Below are 15,860 nucleotides of genomic sequence, written 5' to 3' on the forward strand. Positions count from 1 at the left end.
CCAGCCTAGGTCGTGTGAAGGTCCCCCGCACCCGGGGAACGGCACCGAGGACACACCCATCGGCGCCGGATGCATGACCCTGTCACGCCTGCTCACGGTCGAGGGCGTCGTCGAGAGTGGTGGCCGCCATAATGAGGGAAAGGTGGGTGAACGCCTGCGGGAAGTTCCCGAGTTGTTCGCCGCTCGGGCCGATTTCTTCGGCGAACAAGCCCACATGGTTGGCGTACGTCTGCATCTTCTCGAACGCGTAGCGCGCCTGCCGGACCCGGCCGGCCCGGGCGAGTGCGTCGACGTAGAGAAAGGTGCAGAGGCTGAAGGTGCCCTCGGAGCCGCGCAGGCCGTCCGGGGACGCCGTCGGGTCGTAGCGGTAGACGAGACTGTCCGAGACGAGGGTGCGGTCCATCGCATCGAGCGTCGAGAGCCAGCCGGGACTCCTGGGGGCCAGAAAGCCGACACGGGGAATGAGCAGCAGGGACGCGTCGAGGACATGGCCGCCGTACTGCTGGACCAGGGCCTGCTCCCGGTCGCTCCATCCGCGTTCCATCACCTGTTCCAGGATGGCGTCGCGCGCGGCGGTCCAGCCGGAGATGTCGGCAGGGCGGCTGAACTCCTGCGCCAGGCGCAGCCCTCGGTCGAAGGCGACCCAGCACATCACCCGGCTGTACGTGAAGTCCTTGCGGCCGCCGCGGGTCTCCCAGATACCCTCGTCCGGCCGGTCCCAGGTGACGGCGAGCCAGTCCAGGATCGCAGCGAGCCCCTTCCAGCCGTGATACCCGGTCTGCACTCCTACTCCCCGGCTCTCGGACAGGGCATAGAGCGCCTCGCCGTAGATGTCGAGCTGCAGTTGGTCCATCGCCGCGTTCCCGGCCCGCACCGGCGCGGAACCGCGGTACCCCTCGAAGTGGTCGAGGGTCTCCTCCGGGATGTCGGGGTCTCCGTCGACCCGGTACATGATCTGCAGGCGTTCGCCCGGTACGCCGGCGCGATCACGCATACGGTCGCCCAGCCAGCGGGTGAACCGGGCCGCTTCGTCGACGAATCCCAGATCCAGCAGCGCCCTTACGGACAGGGCTCCGTCGCGCACCCACGTGTACCGGTAGTCCCAGTTGCGCTCGCCGCCGACCTGTTCGGGAAGTCCCATCGTGGCCGCGGCGACCGGTGCGCCCGTCGGGGCGTAGGTGAGGAGCTTCAAGGTGATGGCCGAGCGGTTCACCACGGCCGACCACCGACCGCGATAGCGGGAGGTGCGAAGCCAGTTCTGCCAGAACTCGCCGATGACGACGAACTGATCGGTCAGCTCTTCCAGGGTGACGGGGGCCGGCGTCGGCCCGCCGGTGTCGCAGACGGTGAAGACGGCTGCGGCCGTCTGCCCGGCCGTGAGCGTGATCTCGCTCCGGACGTCCCGCCCGTCGCGCTGCACGGGGAACGTGGTCTGGAGGTGACCGGTCTGCGCCGGCGCCCGGAACACCGCGGTGTCATGGGTCAGATCGAGGTCGTGGACGGCCCGGCCGTAGTCGAACCGGGGCCGGCATTCCAAGGAGAAGCGCACGGTGCCGCGTACGGCGCGTACGAGACGCACCACGGCGTGCCGGTCCGTCGGGACGAGGGCCTCGTCCGGTGGCATGCAGTCGACGACCTCGCCGACGCCGGCCGGTGACATGAACCGCGTGACCAGCACGGCTGTGTCCGGATAGTAGAGCTGTTTGCAGACGGCCTCGGGGTCCTGCGGGGCGAACATGAAGTATCCGCCCCGGTCGTAATCGAGCAGGGAGGCGAAGACGCTCGGCGAGTCGAACCGGGGAGCGGCGAACCAGTCGATCACGCCACGGGAGGAGACCAGAGCAGCGGTCTGCAGGTCACCGATCAGACCATGGTCGGCGATGGGCGGATAGCGGTCCATGGCGGCTCCCGTACGTTCATCCGGTTCGTCGGGCCGGCTCCTCGGAGAGAAGCGTGAGAACGACGCCACCTCCGGACAAGCGCCCTGCCGGGCTCGGCGGCAGTTCCTCGCTGCCCGACGGAACCCGTCACCGGCTGGCCGCTACGCGCCATGCTGCGAGCCCTCACGGCGAAGGGCGCCCACATGATCCCTGGCGGTCCGAGGGCGAGCACAAGGGCCGTTGACGTCGCGCATCCGCCGCGGGGCTGGAGGATCACCCAGGCATCCGGCGGTTCTCACACCGCCGAGTCCATTGCATCACCCCGGCAGACCAGACGCACCTCGTGCCCGGCGTGCGCTCGGTGACCCGCCGGGGTCAGGGGTGACGGCTCATCTCCAGCGCAGCCCCGTCGTCAGGGGCTGCGCCGGCGACCTGCCGCGGCCGGTCGGGGTGCTGCCCTCAGTTCTTCGGCGGGACGATGAACGCCCGCCGCGGCTGCGGCTCGGGGTCACGCGACTGCGGCTGCTGCGCGCGCTTCCATGCAGCCACCAGGTCCGCGTACCGCGGGTCGATCCACTCGGACATGCGACCTCCTCTCCCTTCTCGGGAGGCTAGACCACGCCTTTCGGCTTTGGTTTGGGAATGGTCACGATCGGTCCCGAGTCGTCCGAGTGCCGGCACTTCGCCGCGACCGACACCAGCGACTCGTCGGACGGCTCGGCCCACAGCTCCGCATCCGTGGCCCAGCCGAGGGCGTTGATGGCCTCGGTGGTCCGTTCCAGGACCACCGGGTCGTCATGCGTCGGGGCGTAGCCCGGGGTGTGGTGGACGAATCGGCCGCCGAGCCGGTGACACAGGTCGGCGTACATCGCGGTGTGCACGATGAGTGCGTGCCAGCCCTCGTCCACGATCCGCGACGGGACCAGTCCAGCGCCCGGGCTCGTCGCGCAGGCGGCCACGAACTTGAGGCCCTCCTCCACGATCCGGCCGGCCATCTTCGCGTCCATGCTGGGGTTGGCGTCCATCACCGTGCGGCGGCAGCTCTCGGACTGCTCGTCGGTGATGAGCATGCGGGCCAGTGGCGGCGGCTTGGGACCGGGAGGACCACCGTCCGGCGTAGGTCCGGGAGACATGGTCACGAGTGATCTCCTTCTCTGGATGACAGCCAGCGGCTGCGGCGGGGCCGCTTTCTTGCCGTTCCAGTACGTAAGGGGGCGGAGGGGGCTGGTCATCGGCTGCCCGGCCTTTCGGTCAGGCACCGGACGTGGGCGTAGCCGAGGCGGGGTGCGAAGGTCGTCGGGCTGTGCCAGAGCAGCGGCGCGACCCTCTCCACTGGAAGCAGCGGGCCCCGGCAGGGGGAGCACTTCGGCTGCGGTTTGTCGGCCGGCCCGGCGGTCTGTTCGTGCAGGATGCGGCGGCCGTGGCCGACGTGGCAGGTCCGTTGCTGTTGGCAGGGGATGCAGCTTTCGTGGTGGTCGTGCCAGTCGTACCAGGTGACGTGCCAGGCAAGCCGGGCCGAGTAGCAGGGCAGGCAGCCCCACCAGGGAAGAGCAGCCGACAGCTCTACGGCGGTGGCGTCGGCCGGGCTTGTGCACCAGACGCACGCTTCGCCGGCCAGGGCCGCCGGGGACAGGGTCTGCGGGAACTCGTGTACGGCGATGAGCTGGTGCAGGCGTAACAGCTCACCGGCGTCCTGCACGGTCACCGGCCCAGCTCCAGCAGAAGGTCGTGCAGGGCACGGCGGGTCGGGCACAGGACGCTTTTGCAGTCCGGGCAGTCGCCCGGGTGCCGGCCGCGGGCGGCGTGTACGGCGCTGCGCAGGCAGCGTCGGCAAGCACGCGGGAACCAGTGCGCCCCGCTCTCGGTGACACGCTCGTTCAAGTCGATGGCCGTATCGGTGGTCAGCACCTCCCCGCCCCACACGCACTCCGCGCCGCGGGTCCGGGCGTCGGACAGCAGGTCCAGATGGGGCAACGGGACGTGCGGCACGAAGCCGACCGGGAGGACCAGCACAGGGGGCGTGATGCGGGCAGGCCTCATGCCAGTACCTCCGCCGCATCACGGCCCCGCCGGATGAGGTCGGCGACGTCCGGCAGCGCGCAGAGATGGCCACGGCCGTACGGCTGCACCACCCAGTAAGCACCGGGCGGAGCGGTGATGCCGAGGTCCGGTACGCCGAGGTAGGTCCCGGGACCGAGCAGCGGCGTATCCGTGCCCCCGTCCCAGTCGGCGTCTGGGCGGTAGGACACCAAAGCCCAGTAGGTCGGCCCCAGAGCGGTGCGCACGTCCTGGATCACCGGACCGCACAACTGGTCCCGCACAACCTCGGCGACCGCACGGGGCTCATCGGTACCGACAGCCGCGTGCACGATGCCACCCGGCATCCGCACGGCACCGAGCCCGATGCGGAGCGGCAGCACCGCCAGACGCTGCATCGACCACTCCAGACGCACCTGACCGGTCGTCCCGTGCGCACCGGCCAGCCAGGCCCGGACCGTCTCGGGTGGGTCGGACCGCATGCCACGCGGCGGGAGGGGATCTGTCGTAGGCGGCCGGGCGGTTGTACCTTGCTCCATGTCGGCGCTCCTCGGGCGTCGGCCATGCCCCGGGAGATGACCGTCTCGCCGGGGCTTCTCTAACGTCCAGGATCTTGTGAAGGCATGTGGCAGGTCGATACCGTCCCGGTAATCTCACCGTGGGATGGAATCCCATCCCTCCGTGGATAACGGGGGTCGCCACCGTGGGAACCGCACTGGAGCCGATCGACTTGCCCAGGTCAGCCTGGGAGCGCGCAGAGATGCGTCAGGCCCTGCGCAGCAGGAGCATCGGTGCAGTGTTCCGGTGCGTACAGAAGTCCGCCGGGGCGAGCCAGTCGCGCATTGCCACGGCAGTCGGAATGACCCAGGCCCGGGTCAACGAGATCATCAACGGGCGCCGCGAGGTGTCGAAGCTCGACGTGTACGAGCGCATCGCGGACGGCCTGGGTATGCCCGATGACGCCCGGCACCTGCTCGGTCTGGCCTCGAGCCGGGAGAAGCGGAGCGGCGGCGTCGCCTTCGATCTGGCCGCGTTCCCCGAAGTCGTCCGCGTCTATTCCGCCCAACGGTCGGCGGCGCAGGAGATCAAGCAGCAGGCCCGCGACGCGCAGGAACTGGACGTCTTGGCCGTGCGCGGGCTCGGCTTGATCGGGCTCAACGACAGCCTGCTGCGGGCCTGCCTGCCCAGGGACCAAGGCGGCAGGGGCCTCCGCGTCCGCGTCGCACTGCTCGACCCGGACTCGCCGGCGCTCGCCCGCCGCGCGGCCGAGATCGGCGAGTCCACCGAGTCCCTGGCCAGCGGCGTGCGTCTGGCCGAAGCGCGCCTGCGGGAGTTGGCGGGGAAGTGCGACATCAGCGTGTACCGCTACCGCATGCTGCCCACTTGGCGGGTGATCCGCACGGACGCCACGATGTTCGTCGGCGCCTTTGATTCCGGCTGGGAGGGGCATGAATCGGCCACCTACAAGGTAATGGAGACGCCACACGGGCCTCTGTTCCGAGGGTTCCGCAGGATGTTCGAGGCGGTCATCGACGGGGCTGAGCGTACGGTCTGACGGGAGAGGGGAACGGGACGTGATCGAAGCGGAATTGAAGGCGCGCGTCCACACGCCGGAGGCGGTCATGCGGCAGCTCGACCAGCGTGCCCCGGCCCGAGTCGAGGTATACCGCGATACGTACTACGACCGGCCCGACGGGTCACTGGACAAGTCAGACCAGGAACTCCGAGTCCGCACCGTGCACGGCGCGGACAGCACGCGGACGGTGCTCACCTTCAAGGGAGCGGCGGTTGACGAGGCATCCGGGTCCAAGCCAGAGCACGAGACGGTAGTGGAAGACGCCGACGAGGCACACGCGATCCTGCGTGGGCTTGGCCACGCACCCGTCATCGCCTTCGAGAAGCGGTGCCGTAACTACTCGTTCGACGCCCGTGGTCGGCAGCTACTCGCCACGCTCGTGCGTGTCCCGGAGATCGACGGCACCTTCTTGGAGATCGAGACGCTCGTGCCCGAGGGGGAAGTCGCTGCGGCCCTGGCCGACATCCGCGCGGTACTCGAAGAGCTGGGCATTGGGCCGGACGACCTCACGCGAGAGACCTATACGAGCGCCGTTGCAGCTCAGCGGCGTCGCTGACACGGATACGACGAAAGGGCCCTGGCCCCGCCCGAAGGCGAGAGCGGACCCACGATCGCGGCGTATCCGTGTCCCCGTCCCAGCAGGCGTCGGCGCGGTAGGACACCAGCGCCCAGTAAGTCGGACCCAGAGCGGTGCGCACGTCCTGGATGACCGGGCCGTTCAACTGGTCCCGGACGGTCGCGGCGACCGCACGGGGCTGATCCGTACCCACTGCCGCGTGCACGATGCCACCCGGGATTCGTACGGCGCCGAGTTCGGGGCGGAGCGGCAGCACCGCCAAGCGCTGCATCGACCACTCCAGACGCACCTGACCGGTCGAGCCGTGCGCGCCGGCCAACCACGCACGGATCACCTCGGGTGGATCCGGCCGCCGATCGCGCGAGACAGGCGAGGCATGCGGCAGGCGGAGCCCGGTCACCGTACGACCTCCGGGCAGGTGGTCGGCTGCTCGGGGATGCCCGCGCGGGGCAGCCCGAGCAGGTGGGCGACGCGGTCCGCGGTGGCCGGCTCGTCTCCGTGCCGTCCGATCTCGTAGCCGTAGCCGTAGTCGGTGAGGTGGAAGTAGCGGGCAGGGCCGTCGAGCGCGCTGAGTACCTCACCGGTACGCGGGTGCAGCGGGTGGGGCGCGCTCACAGTGCCGTCGTCCAGATCCGTCACGGACAGACCGCGCGCGGTGAGTTGGTCGGCCAGAATGGGCGGGGAGATCATCGCGTCCATGGCTCTGATCTCATCGCAGCGCGTGTTCGCACGGGATCTGACAACCTATGACATGGAGTTGATCATGGCTCTGTCTGCGGCGATCACTGGCACACGGAAGACCGATCACCGGGGTTTCGGCTGGTACGGGGATCTGTTCGCGACGTACCTCGCGCCGTGGGCGAGCGATGACGCGTCGCACTTCTATGTCGGCGGCGCGCGGGGCATCGACAGCCTCGCGCTGCTGTGGCTCGCCGACTACGCGAAGAGCCGGGTCACGATCGTGGTGCCGGGCACCGTGGCGCAGCAACCGACCGAGGCGCGGCAGGCGATCGAGCGGTGCCGTGACCGGATCGCCGAGGTCGTCGAACTCGGCGCCGCCGAGCTGCGCACCCCGGCGTATCACGCGCGGAACCGGTACATGGTCGACCGGGCGCAGATGGTGCTCGGATTCCCGCTCGCGGGAGCCGAGAGCACGTCGGGGACGTGGCAGACGATCGACTATGCAGCCTCACAGGGGAAACCGCGACTGATCGTGCCCGTGTGACATACACAGCGTGCATCATGGAGGCATGAGCGCGGACGACGGACTCGTCGGCGCCGCCACACTCAAACGCCTGCGGCTCGCCCGCGGATGGTCCCTCGCCGGCCTCGCCCGGGCCGTCATCGGCAAGGCCGGTGCCCTCGGGCAACCGCTCGACGCCGGCGTCTTGAGTGTGCAGCGGACCGTCGCACGGTGGGAATCCAGCAAGGCGCCGATCCTGCCCGGCGATCGATATCAACTGCTGCTCGCTCACCTGTACGCCTGCGGCGCAGACGGGCAGGTGTCGCTCGGCGCCGGCTCCGACTTCAGCGAGCTGCTCGACGCGCTCGCCCACCTCGGTGAGAGCGAACGCCACCTTGACGAACTGCGCACGCTGCTCGTGCGAACGGTGACCGACAGCGGCGGCGCGTTACTCGCACTGCTCGGCCCGTCCACACGGCACGCCCTCTCCGCTGCTCTCACCGACCCGGCGCGCTTCGACGAGGCCCTGCTCGCCGACATGCGGCACGCCGTCGGTGACGTGAACGGGCACATCGGCAGCATGCCGTTCGTGCGGGTGCAACTCCTGCTCGCGCCGATCGTGGAGTCGTGCCGCCGGCTGCTCGGCGCGGCCGTCCCCGAGCCGCTGCTGCCGGGTCTGCACGCGGTCGCCGCCCAGGCTTTCACGGTCGCCGGCCGAGCCGCCTTCGAGACGCGCGACGACGCCGCGGCGCGGGCGCTGTACGCCGAAGCGACCGCCGCAGCGGGAGGTACCGGCTCGTCATGGCGCCGGGCCGTCGTCCACATGAGTCACGCACTGGTCACCCTGTACTCGACGCCCGGGATCGAGTCGGCGCAGCAGTTGGTCGACGCCGCGGTGCGGGACGCCGGAGCGGGCGAGAGCGTGACGGTCCGGGCCCGAGCGCACGCCCTACAGGCGGAGATCGCGGCCCGCGCGGGCGCCGAGCGGAACGCGCGGTCCGCGCTCACGCTCTCCTGGTACGACCTGGACAGCGACGGCGACGGCGATCCGGCGCCGAGCAGCTTCTCATCGGCACACCTGCGTGGGTTCGAGGGTGTCACCTCGCTGTACGTCGGCGATCCCGCCGCGGCGCACGACTACTTCGCTCGGTCGGCCCGGGCGTTGCAGGGTCCGCGTGAGCAGGTGCAGCGGGCGATCGTGACCATCGATCAGGCGCTTGCCCGCATCCGGCTGGGCGAGCCCGAGTCGGCGGCCGAGCTGCTGCACGGCTGCATCCACACCGCCTCGGCGACCGGCGGCCGGGTCGCGGCGATCCGGCTGCGCCGCGCCCGCAGTGACCTGCGCCCGTGGCGCCGGGAACCATGGTTCGCCGACCTCGACGACCATCTGATCGAGTCACTCGGTGCGTAGCACCAGGACGCACGTAAGCGTCCCTGCCGTCGTACGCGATCCGCCTCGCCGAGGCGCGAAAGGGGACACCTGTGGGTGATCAGGATCTGGCGGACGTCGCCCACTTCCTGTGGGAGGCGGGCACGTTGAAGGCGGCCCGCCGAACGGGCTGGTGGCTGGCAGGCGTTCGCGACCCGGAGAGCGTCGCCGAGCACACATGGCGTACGTCCGTCATCGCCTCGGTCATCGCCACACTGGAGGGCGCCGACGCCGCGCGGGCCGCGCACCTGGCGGTCTGGCACGACTCGCAGGAGACGCGCACGGGCGACGTGAACCACCTGGGAAAGAAGTACGCCGCTCCCGGCGACCCCGAGGCCGTCACGGCGGACCAGACGGCCGGCATGCCCGAGGTGCTGCGCACCGCCGTCCGCGCGGTCGTCGCCGAGTACGAGGCGCGTGAGACGCCCGAGGCCATCTGCGCGCGGGACGCGGACAAGCTGGAGTGCATGGTGCAGGGGCTGGAGTACAAGGCTCAGGGGTACGAGGCCGCTCAGCGCTGGGTCGACAACAGCCGGGCCCGGATCGTCACCGCGTCCGGGCAGCGGCTGGCCGACCAGTTGCTGGCCCAAGCCCCTCTCGACTGGCTTCGCGCGGCCATGGGCGAGCACAGCTGATCCCGGACGTTACGAGAGCGGCCCCGTCCTTCCGCAGGAAGACGGGCCGCTGTCCAGCTCTTTATGCGTTCCCTGTCCACAGCCGTGCAGGCTACGCGGCAGTTCCAGCCGCAGCAGCTCGATTTCCGGTATCAGTGACAGGCCTGCCGCCGGTTCGGCGCCGAGCAGAACCCGCGGAACGAGAAGTCCTTGGACGTCCGGGTGCAGTGGGCCGCGTCCGAGAGATCAGGCGCGGTGAGATGCGGCGTGGCTCGCGGCGATCACATGGCTTGAAATCCGGGTGATCAAAGTCAATGATCACTAGTCAGCTGATCTGAGGCCGTAATATCGGGTCGTCCAGGGCAGGGCCGTTGACGGCCCGAGTCCCTGGCTCTTACCCCCACCAGAAGGAGTGTGCTCATGAAGCGCCGAACGATGACCGCTCTGGGAGCGGTTGGATTAACCGCGGCCATTCTGATATCAACCCCCGCAAGCGCCGAGGAATCGACTCAGCCGCGGAGTGCCAAGCTTGCTGTTGCTGGTGGCGCGAGTTGTACCGCGACACCAGAGAACCCCCACCCGGTCCAAAGGGGAGCCCGACGGGCGGATTCTGTTCAAGACCCGGGTTACCTGCCACAGCACCTACCCATCGGTTACCGTGCACATCAACGGCAGGCTGGAATTGGGGCCCCGTATGGGGCCGAGGGCGGTCATGGCCACATCCAGTCAAACCCAGGTGATCAAGAATGGGAAGACTGCAACGTTTTACACGCCCCTGGAAGACGGAACGCAGGTGCGCAAGGCCGGTTCATACACCGGCGTCATCAACGGCCAGATCACAGCCCCGCAGCCCGGGAACATCGACACCGGCCTCAGCCAGACAGTCAACGTGAAGTAGCCCCCCGAGAGGGCGCGTCATCGTCGCCCAGGTCCTAGACGGTGTCCCGTAATTGTTCTCGGGTATGCAGGTTGACCTGCCCGTTTGCTCGTCATCCGGTCAGAGTGAGGTTGTAGAGGCGGGCGATGCCCAGCACGGCGTCGTGGACGCCGTCGCCTCTGAGGCGGCAGTCGCGCAGGATCTTCCAGCTCTTCATGCGGGCGAAGGTGTGCTCGACGCGGGCGCGGACGCGGCGGTGGGAGGCGTTGTGCTCCTCCTTCCAGGCCAGCAGTTCCTCGTTCTTGTGACGGCGGTAGTGCGGGATGGCCAGGCCCGTGCCCCGGTAGCCGCCGTCGGCGATCACCGTGGGGGTTTTGCCGACTGCGGCCTTGGCGCCGGAGTCCTGCCAGGCCCGGCAGTCGTTGCGGTTGCCGGGCAGCGGCTTGCCGACGGTGACGACGAGGCGGGTGTCGGCGTCGATGACGACCTGGTGGTTGGTGGAGTAGCGGTAGTTCTTGGCTGAGGCGGCCACAGCTCGGTCGCGGGTGCGAACCAGCGTGCCGTCCACGATGAGCACGGTGTCCTTGCGGAACCGCCGCCGGGGCTGGAGCGCGAGAGCCGACCCGAGATGGTCGACGACTCGGTCGGCCGCCGACTTCGAGACGCCGAACAGCGGGGCGAGCTGGCGCAGGGTGAGGTTGGTACGCCAGTACGCGGCCACCAGCAGCACCCGGTCCTCCAACGGCAGCGACCACGGCCGGCCCTTGCGGACCGGATCGGCCCCCTCACGCCGCAGCGCGGCGATCAGCTTGTTGAACTGCCGCGGGCTCAGCCCGGTAAACGGACCTATCCACGAGGGCTCCGACGCCGTGATCACACCAGCCACGGCAAGATCATCTCACCCCTCACCAGCAGTTACGGGACAACCTCTAGGATGAAGCCATGCACATTTGTCCAGTAGACCCTAGGGACATCACCTGGGAGCAGGACCGTGCCGTGTATCGCGTTTATTTCTGGGACACGGCTAGTAATCAGTCGCACGAATACCAGGTGTCAGAAGCTGATATCGACGAAGTGCTGACCTGGACGCAGTGTAAAGCGGAGTCACATGGATGGTCTTACACCGTCTATGTGAAGGTCAGTGACGAGGGGCAGCCAGGGCTCGTGCGGCTCTGTGGTGTGATAGGCGACCCCTTTGCCGTATGACGCAAGCAAGAGATGCCGCACGGGAGCTTCCAGTATTGGCCGCTCGTCTCCAGCGCAGCCGCGTCGTCAGGAGCTGCGCTGGATACCTACCGCGGCCGGTCGGGCTGCTGCTGTCGGTTCTTCGGCGGGACGATGAACGCCCGCCGCGGCTGCGGCTCCGGGTCACGCGACTGCGGCTGCTGCGCGCGCTTCCACGTAGCCACCAGATCCGCGTACCGCGGGTCGATCCACTCGGACATGCGACCTCCTCTCCCTTCTCGGGGATGCTGGACCACGCCTTTCGGCTTTGGTTGGGGAATGGTCACGATCGGTCCCGAGTCGTCCGAGTGCCGGCACTCCGCCGCGACCGACACGAGCGACTCGCTCGCCGAGCCCTACTTGCTGGTGGACCGGATCGAGTTCTTCGACCTGCGTGAGGCAAAGCGCACCCGGCACCGCGATGGGCATGGACCGGGTGCGCGAGGTACGGCGGGCGTTGGCGCCGCACCAACACGAGCGCTGTCTCCGGAACTTGGACGACCGGCTGTACGGGTGGTCTACGACAGTCAGCGCTGTGACACGTTGAAGGATCTGATCAGGCCGGACAGTTCGAGGAGGCTCTCCACGCGGAACGTAGGGAACTTCTTCGCTTCCTCGCTGTTCCACTGGATGGTGGCCCACGGCCCGCGGCGGACGAGTGCGGTGTGCATGCCGGCCATGGCCGCGGGGCGGATGTCGTTGTCGACGCGGTCGCCGACGTAGAGCATCTCGTCGGGTCCGGCCGGGACGACCACGGCGACGCGGTCGAAGAAGGCCCGGTCCGGCTTCGACGTGCCCCAGTCGTCGCTGGTGCCGACAAGGTCGACGTCCGGGGCGAACATCGCTGCGAAGGTGTGCCGGGGGACGCCGAGCCAGTCCGCCCAGGTGCCGTACTCGGTGGTCTCGTCCACCAGACACTCGCCCACGTCGAAGATCACAGCGCGATTCATGGGGCAGGGTACCGGGCGTCAAGGGCAGGCCCTCCCCCGTCCGAAGGCGAGAGAGCGGCCGAGGTCGCCTGGGGCCATCAGTATTCCCACCGAGGATATGGCGGCCCGGAGCGAGGGTGTTCGGCCGCTGCGGGCGGTGGCGGGGGAAAAGTCCACGGGCGTCCGCTCGGAGCTCACCACGCTCCTCACCAAGCCCTACCAAACCCCACCGACATCGATTTGCCCAGGTCACGCCCTTGTTATCATGGGCTGCCCGAGCCTGGCGTGCCCTCGCTGAGTATCCTGATCGATTTACGTTCTCGCCTCGCGCGGGGGTGGTGGGTTCGCGTCCTGCCGGGGGCATGGGGCACCGTGGACGACCGCTCTGTCCCGGGTTCCGGGTCCGGGGAAGGGTCCTCAGGCCTCGGACTTCTCGTCCGGGGCCTTTCGCTGTGCAGTGTCCGAGGAGAACCAGTGCCGGAGATCCGGAAGCGTCCGATTGAGCGGTATCTCGACGTGGCGTCGATCTCCGAGGAGGGCACGTCCGAGAGGTACCAGCGCGCCTCTTCGCCGCACACGGTCTTCACCTGGTGGGCCCGCCGTCCGTTCTCCACGGCGAGGGAGCTGATCTCCGCGTCCCTCGACCCCGCCCGGCCGGCGGCGGAGTCACGGGTCCTCGACCCCTTCGTCGGGGGCGCCACCTTCCCGCTCGCGGGTGCCCGGCTGGGTGTCCGGATGTACGGGATGGAGAACAACGAGCTGGCCTACTTCAGCGCCAAGGCCCTCCTCGACCTCGGCAGGCCGGCCGGCCGCGAGCTGCCGCGCCTGCTCACGCTGGAGGGACGCGGCGTCCTGGACCAGTTGAAGTCCGAGACCGGCGCACTGTTCCCGGCCCGCGACGCGGACAACGTCATCTGCTACTTCTGGAGCCGGTCCGCCACCTGCACCGGCTGCGGCGGCGAGATGCCCCTGCAGAAACGGCCCTGGCTGTCCAAGAAGGCGGGGCGGCAGCGCGCGGTCGTCCAGCGGCCGAACGCCCGCACCCGGTCCTTCGACGCCGAGGTCGTCGACGCGCCCTCCACCGCGGCCGTCACGGACACCTCCGCGTGGAACGGGCGCAACGCGCTGCGGTGCTTCTTCTGCGGCCAGGAGTACGACCGGCAGGAGACGGTCGAGCTGATCCGGAAGACCGCGGCCGACAAACTCACGGCGGTGGCCGAACTCGACAAGCGCAAGCAGTTCGTCCCGGTCAGGGCGCCGCACCGCTACGCCGGCACCGCCGTCGCCGAGCGGATGATCGAGGAGGACTGCGCCGCGCTCGGGCTCCCGGTCCCCGACGCCGGCATCCCCGCCTGGTCCGGCATCACCAATCCCACCGTGTACGGCCACGACACCATCGCCTCCCTCTTCACCGAGCGGCAGCTCGCGGTCACCGTCCGGCTGTGCCGGATCATCCGTGAGCGGCAGGGGGTCTGGGAGGAGAAGTACGGCGTGCCCCAGGCGAAGGCGCTCGCCGCTTTCCTGTCGGGTCTCGTCGACCAGCTCGCCGACTGGAATTCCCGGCTGTGCATGTGGATCTCGCAGAACGAGCAGGTGGGCCGCGGCCTGTCCGGTCCCGGTATGCCCATGCTGTGGGACTTCGTCGAGATCGACCCGCTGCTGAGCGGACCGGCCAACCTCTACGGGAAACTCGAGCGCATCGCCGCCGGCGTGGGCCAGATTCCCCTGGCGGCGGACGAGGAGGAGAGGATCACCCGGGGCGACTCGCGTTCCCTGCCCTATCCGGACGCCTTCTTCGACGCCGTGGTCACGGACCCGCCGTATTACGACAACCTCTACTACAGCATTCTCGCCGACTGCATCTACGCCTTCAAAAGAATGGCGCTGCTCGGCACTTTCCCCGACATCTTCAGCGCGCCGAGAACCGATACGGCCAGGGAGCTGACCGCGGCTCCCCGGCGCCAGGGAGGTCCCGGGGAAGCCTGGGCCTATTTCAGTACCGGAATGACGCAGGTCCTGCGGGAATCACGCCGCGTCCTCAAGCAGGACGGCGTGATCACCGTGTGCTACGCGCACAGTTCCCTCAGCGGCTGGTCCTCGCTGATCGCGGCCTATGTACGGGCCGGGCTGAAGATCACCCAGTTGTGGCCGATGACCATCGAGCGGACGCACCGGCCGCGCTCGATGAAGTCGGCCGCGGTCAACACATCCCTGGTGCTGGTCGCCCGGCCCCGCGAGGCGGCGAGCGCGTCGGACCCGGCGCGGGAGACGCCCGGGACCGACGCGACGGCCAAGACGCCCGGGACCGACGGGCTGATCGACGCGCCCGGGACCGATGACCTGATCAAGGCGGCCCTGGAGCGCGCGGCCACGGCGGACTGGCCGGACGACGTGGCGGCGACCCTGGCGTTCGTCTCCGCCGCCGAGGCCCGGCTCGGTCGCTTCACGGACGAGGCGCTGAGCCGGCAGGAGACGGTGAATGCCGCCTGCCGCGAGATCGCCGAGCGGATCCGGGAGAGCGTCCCGGGATTCAGCTTCTCCGCGCGCTGATCCGGCCGGTCCCGGCTACCGTTCCCGCTCTTCCATTCCGTCGACCAGAGCCCGGGTCTTCGCGACCCGCGCCCGGATGGTGCGCATCTTGCTGTCGATCTTCAGTGCGTCTATGGCGATGGCGGCCAGTTCCTCCCGGCTCATGGCCGAGATGTCCCTCCGCACCTCGTCGAAGTAGGCCAGCTCGTCCTCCGCGTTGCGCAGCAGGCTGCCGAAGTACTGCCTGCGCGCGTGCGACCAGTCCGCCTGGTCCCACCCGAGGGCTTCCCGCAGCGCGCCGTCCAGCGCGGTCCAGTACCGCGGGGCGTTGCCCGTCGCCGCCTCGTGCCCGGCGCCGCGCCGCCAGATGCTCTCCAGCCGGTCCGGTCCCGCCCCGGAGTCGATCATCAGGGCGAGGTGCGAGTAGGACAGCAGCGTCACCTGGTACCGGTCGGCCTCGGCGTAGAGGCGGCTCTCCCCTTCCGGGTACCCGGCGATGGGGGCGACGAGGATCGCGTAATCGGCGCCCTTGCGCCACTTGCTCAGCGCCTCGATCTTGTAATCCTTGGGGTTGAGCGCCGTACGCGAAAGCCGGAACGCCTTGGCGTCCGCCACCAGCGAGTGGGCGGGAGAACCGCCGTCCGCCACCACGTCGGCCGAGTTGGCCCGCTCCTGCGTCACCTCGGCGGCATAGCCGACCCGGCGCAGGGCCTCGGCGACGATCGAGTCCATCGCCTTGGCGTACAGCTTCTCCTCGGTGGAGTCGTGGCTGTACCGCTCCGGGATACAGCCGGCCCGCACCAGCAGGGCGGCGAACTCCGCGTCGTCCGCGCTGCGGATCGTCTTGTCCAGCTCGGCCGCCGCCAGGTCGAACGTGAGTCTCTCCCCGACCAGTTGGTCGACGACTCTGTCCATGGAAAAGGTCACGGCTTCCTCGATCCCCACCCCGGCTGGATACCCCCCTGGCACCAGCATCGGGACGATGATGCCAGGCAGCGGCCAGGC

The 15,860-nt window shown here is 69.3% G+C and carries 18 protein-coding genes; 7 read left to right on the top strand and 11 right to left on the bottom strand.

All coding sequences use genetic code 11. The features are described 5' to 3' along the window. Window positions 1-82: 82 nt before the first annotated feature. From ACZ4SV_RS23980 to ACZ4SV_RS24005, 6 genes are all read right to left on the bottom strand, one after another. Window positions 83-1,900 (bottom strand): glycoside hydrolase family 15 protein, encoded by a 1,818-nt coding sequence (locus ACZ4SV_RS23980; protein WP_468006337.1) that lies wholly within the window; start codon window positions 1,898-1,900, stop codon window positions 83-85. A gap of 439 nt (window positions 1,901-2,339) precedes the next feature. Beyond that, on the bottom strand, window positions 2,340-2,465 hold the full coding sequence (locus tag ACZ4SV_RS23985; RefSeq protein ID WP_468006338.1) for a hypothetical protein: 126 nt from the start codon (window positions 2,463-2,465) through the stop codon (window positions 2,340-2,342). A 26-nt stretch (window positions 2,466-2,491) separates the two neighbouring features. Further along, window positions 2,492-3,013: a glycine-rich domain-containing protein gene (locus ACZ4SV_RS23990; protein WP_468006622.1), complete on the bottom strand. Its 522-nt coding sequence runs from the start codon at window positions 3,011-3,013 to the stop codon at window positions 2,492-2,494. A gap of 95 nt (window positions 3,014-3,108) precedes the next feature. Beyond that, complete coding sequence (locus tag ACZ4SV_RS23995; protein WP_468006339.1) at window positions 3,109-3,585, bottom strand: hypothetical protein; 477 nt, start codon at window positions 3,583-3,585, stop codon at window positions 3,109-3,111. Beyond that, window positions 3,582-3,920 (bottom strand): hypothetical protein, encoded by a 339-nt coding sequence (locus ACZ4SV_RS24000; protein WP_468006340.1) that lies wholly within the window; start codon window positions 3,918-3,920, stop codon window positions 3,582-3,584. The genes ACZ4SV_RS23995 and ACZ4SV_RS24000 overlap by 4 nt, the downstream gene beginning before the upstream one ends. After that, on the bottom strand, window positions 3,917-4,315 hold the full coding sequence (locus ACZ4SV_RS24005) for a hypothetical protein (RefSeq protein ID WP_468006341.1): 399 nt from the start codon (window positions 4,313-4,315) through the stop codon (window positions 3,917-3,919). Before ACZ4SV_RS24005 ends, ACZ4SV_RS24000 begins: the two co-directional genes overlap by 4 nt. A gap of 362 nt (window positions 4,316-4,677) precedes the next feature. Here ACZ4SV_RS24005 and ACZ4SV_RS24010 point away from each other — a divergent pair, with 362 nt between their 5' ends. Further along, complete coding sequence (locus ACZ4SV_RS24010) at window positions 4,678-5,472, top strand: helix-turn-helix domain-containing protein (RefSeq protein ID WP_468006342.1); 795 nt, start codon at window positions 4,678-4,680, stop codon at window positions 5,470-5,472. Between the two features lie 19 nt (window positions 5,473-5,491). Beyond that, the gene (gene cyaB / locus ACZ4SV_RS24015; RefSeq protein WP_468006343.1) at window positions 5,492-6,049 is read left to right on the top strand and encodes a class IV adenylate cyclase; all 558 of its coding nucleotides are present in this window, start codon (window positions 5,492-5,494) and stop codon (window positions 6,047-6,049) included. A gap of 417 nt (window positions 6,050-6,466) precedes the next feature. On the opposite strand, the gene ACZ4SV_RS24020 is transcribed toward cyaB, so the two are convergent. After that, window positions 6,467-6,769: a hypothetical protein gene (locus ACZ4SV_RS24020; RefSeq protein ID WP_468006344.1), complete on the bottom strand. Its 303-nt coding sequence runs from the start codon at window positions 6,767-6,769 to the stop codon at window positions 6,467-6,469. 64 nt (window positions 6,770-6,833) lie between these two features. Here ACZ4SV_RS24020 and ACZ4SV_RS24025 point away from each other — a divergent pair, with 64 nt between their 5' ends. From ACZ4SV_RS24025 to ACZ4SV_RS24040, 4 genes are all read left to right on the top strand, one after another. Then, entirely contained in the window at window positions 6,834-7,295 is a 462-nt protein-coding gene (locus ACZ4SV_RS24025) for a DNA-processing protein DprA (protein ID WP_468006624.1), read from the top strand. Window positions 7,296-7,320: 25 nt separating this feature from the next. After that, window positions 7,321-8,664 (top strand): hypothetical protein, encoded by a 1,344-nt coding sequence (locus tag ACZ4SV_RS24030; RefSeq protein ID WP_468006345.1) that lies wholly within the window; start codon window positions 7,321-7,323, stop codon window positions 8,662-8,664. 71 nt (window positions 8,665-8,735) lie between these two features. Next, a complete protein-coding gene (locus ACZ4SV_RS24035) occupies window positions 8,736-9,317 on the top strand; it encodes an HD domain-containing protein (protein ID WP_468006346.1) in 582 nt (193 codons plus the stop codon). Between the two features lie 691 nt (window positions 9,318-10,008). Next, window positions 10,009-10,194 carry a hypothetical protein gene (locus tag ACZ4SV_RS24040; RefSeq protein WP_397937756.1) on the top strand — a complete coding sequence of 62 codons (186 nt, stop codon included), beginning with the start codon at window positions 10,009-10,011 and terminating at the stop codon, window positions 10,192-10,194. A gap of 91 nt (window positions 10,195-10,285) precedes the next feature. Here ACZ4SV_RS24040 and ACZ4SV_RS24045 read toward each other — a convergent pair whose 3' ends face one another. The 3 genes from ACZ4SV_RS24045 to ACZ4SV_RS24055 form a co-directional block, all read right to left on the bottom strand. Then, window positions 10,286-11,059: a transposase gene (locus tag ACZ4SV_RS24045; protein WP_468006347.1), complete on the bottom strand. Its 774-nt coding sequence runs from the start codon at window positions 11,057-11,059 to the stop codon at window positions 10,286-10,288. Window positions 11,060-11,465: 406 nt separating this feature from the next. Then, entirely contained in the window at window positions 11,466-11,618 is a 153-nt protein-coding gene (locus tag ACZ4SV_RS24050) for a hypothetical protein (protein ID WP_468006348.1), read from the bottom strand. Window positions 11,619-11,924: 306 nt separating this feature from the next. Further along, window positions 11,925-12,347: an HAD family hydrolase gene (locus tag ACZ4SV_RS24055; RefSeq protein WP_468006349.1), complete on the bottom strand. Its 423-nt coding sequence runs from the start codon at window positions 12,345-12,347 to the stop codon at window positions 11,925-11,927. A 453-nt stretch (window positions 12,348-12,800) separates the two neighbouring features. Here ACZ4SV_RS24055 and ACZ4SV_RS24060 point away from each other — a divergent pair, with 453 nt between their 5' ends. Next, window positions 12,801-14,876, top strand: a complete 2,076-nt coding sequence (locus ACZ4SV_RS24060) for a DUF1156 domain-containing protein (protein WP_468006350.1) — start codon at window positions 12,801-12,803, stop codon at window positions 14,874-14,876. A gap of 15 nt (window positions 14,877-14,891) precedes the next feature. On the opposite strand, the gene ACZ4SV_RS24065 is transcribed toward ACZ4SV_RS24060, so the two are convergent. Further along, the gene (locus tag ACZ4SV_RS24065; protein ID WP_468006351.1) at window positions 14,892-15,782 is read right to left on the bottom strand and encodes a HindIII family type II restriction endonuclease; all 891 of its coding nucleotides are present in this window, start codon (window positions 15,780-15,782) and stop codon (window positions 14,892-14,894) included. Between the last annotated feature and the right edge of the window lie 78 nt (window positions 15,783-15,860).

It is taken from the genome of Streptomyces sp. NPDC027672 (assembly GCF_055566335.1).

Coding starts and splice junctions, on each gene's coding strand:
- ACZ4SV_RS24005 (WP_468006341.1), bottom strand. CDS start 4,315: ATGCAGCGTCTGGCGGTGCTGCCGCTCCGCATCGGGCTCGGTGCCGTG.
- ACZ4SV_RS24010 (WP_468006342.1), top strand. CDS start 4,678: ATGCGTCAGGCCCTGCGCAGCAGGAGCATCGGTGCAGTGTTCCGGTGC.
- ACZ4SV_RS23980 (WP_468006337.1), bottom strand. CDS start 1,900: ATGGACCGCTATCCGCCCATCGCCGACCATGGTCTGATCGGTGACCTG.
- ACZ4SV_RS23985 (WP_468006338.1), bottom strand. CDS start 2,465: ATGTCCGAGTGGATCGACCCGCGGTACGCGGACCTGGTGGCTGCATGG.
- ACZ4SV_RS24050 (WP_468006348.1), bottom strand. CDS start 11,618: ATGTCCGAGTGGATCGACCCGCGGTACGCGGATCTGGTGGCTACGTGG.
- ACZ4SV_RS24020 (WP_468006344.1), bottom strand. CDS start 6,769: ATGGACGCGATGATCTCCCCGCCCATTCTGGCCGACCAACTCACCGCG.
- ACZ4SV_RS24000 (WP_468006340.1), bottom strand. CDS start 3,920: ATGAGGCCTGCCCGCATCACGCCCCCTGTGCTGGTCCTCCCGGTCGGC.
- ACZ4SV_RS24040 (WP_397937756.1), top strand. CDS start 10,009: ATGGCCACATCCAGTCAAACCCAGGTGATCAAGAATGGGAAGACTGCA.
- ACZ4SV_RS24055 (WP_468006349.1), bottom strand. CDS start 12,347: ATGAATCGCGCTGTGATCTTCGACGTGGGCGAGTGTCTGGTGGACGAG.
- ACZ4SV_RS24025 (WP_468006624.1), top strand. CDS start 6,834: ATGGCTCTGTCTGCGGCGATCACTGGCACACGGAAGACCGATCACCGG.
- ACZ4SV_RS23990 (WP_468006622.1), bottom strand. CDS start 3,013: ATGTCTCCCGGACCTACGCCGGACGGTGGTCCTCCCGGTCCCAAGCCG.
- ACZ4SV_RS24030 (WP_468006345.1), top strand. CDS start 7,321: ATGAGCGCGGACGACGGACTCGTCGGCGCCGCCACACTCAAACGCCTG.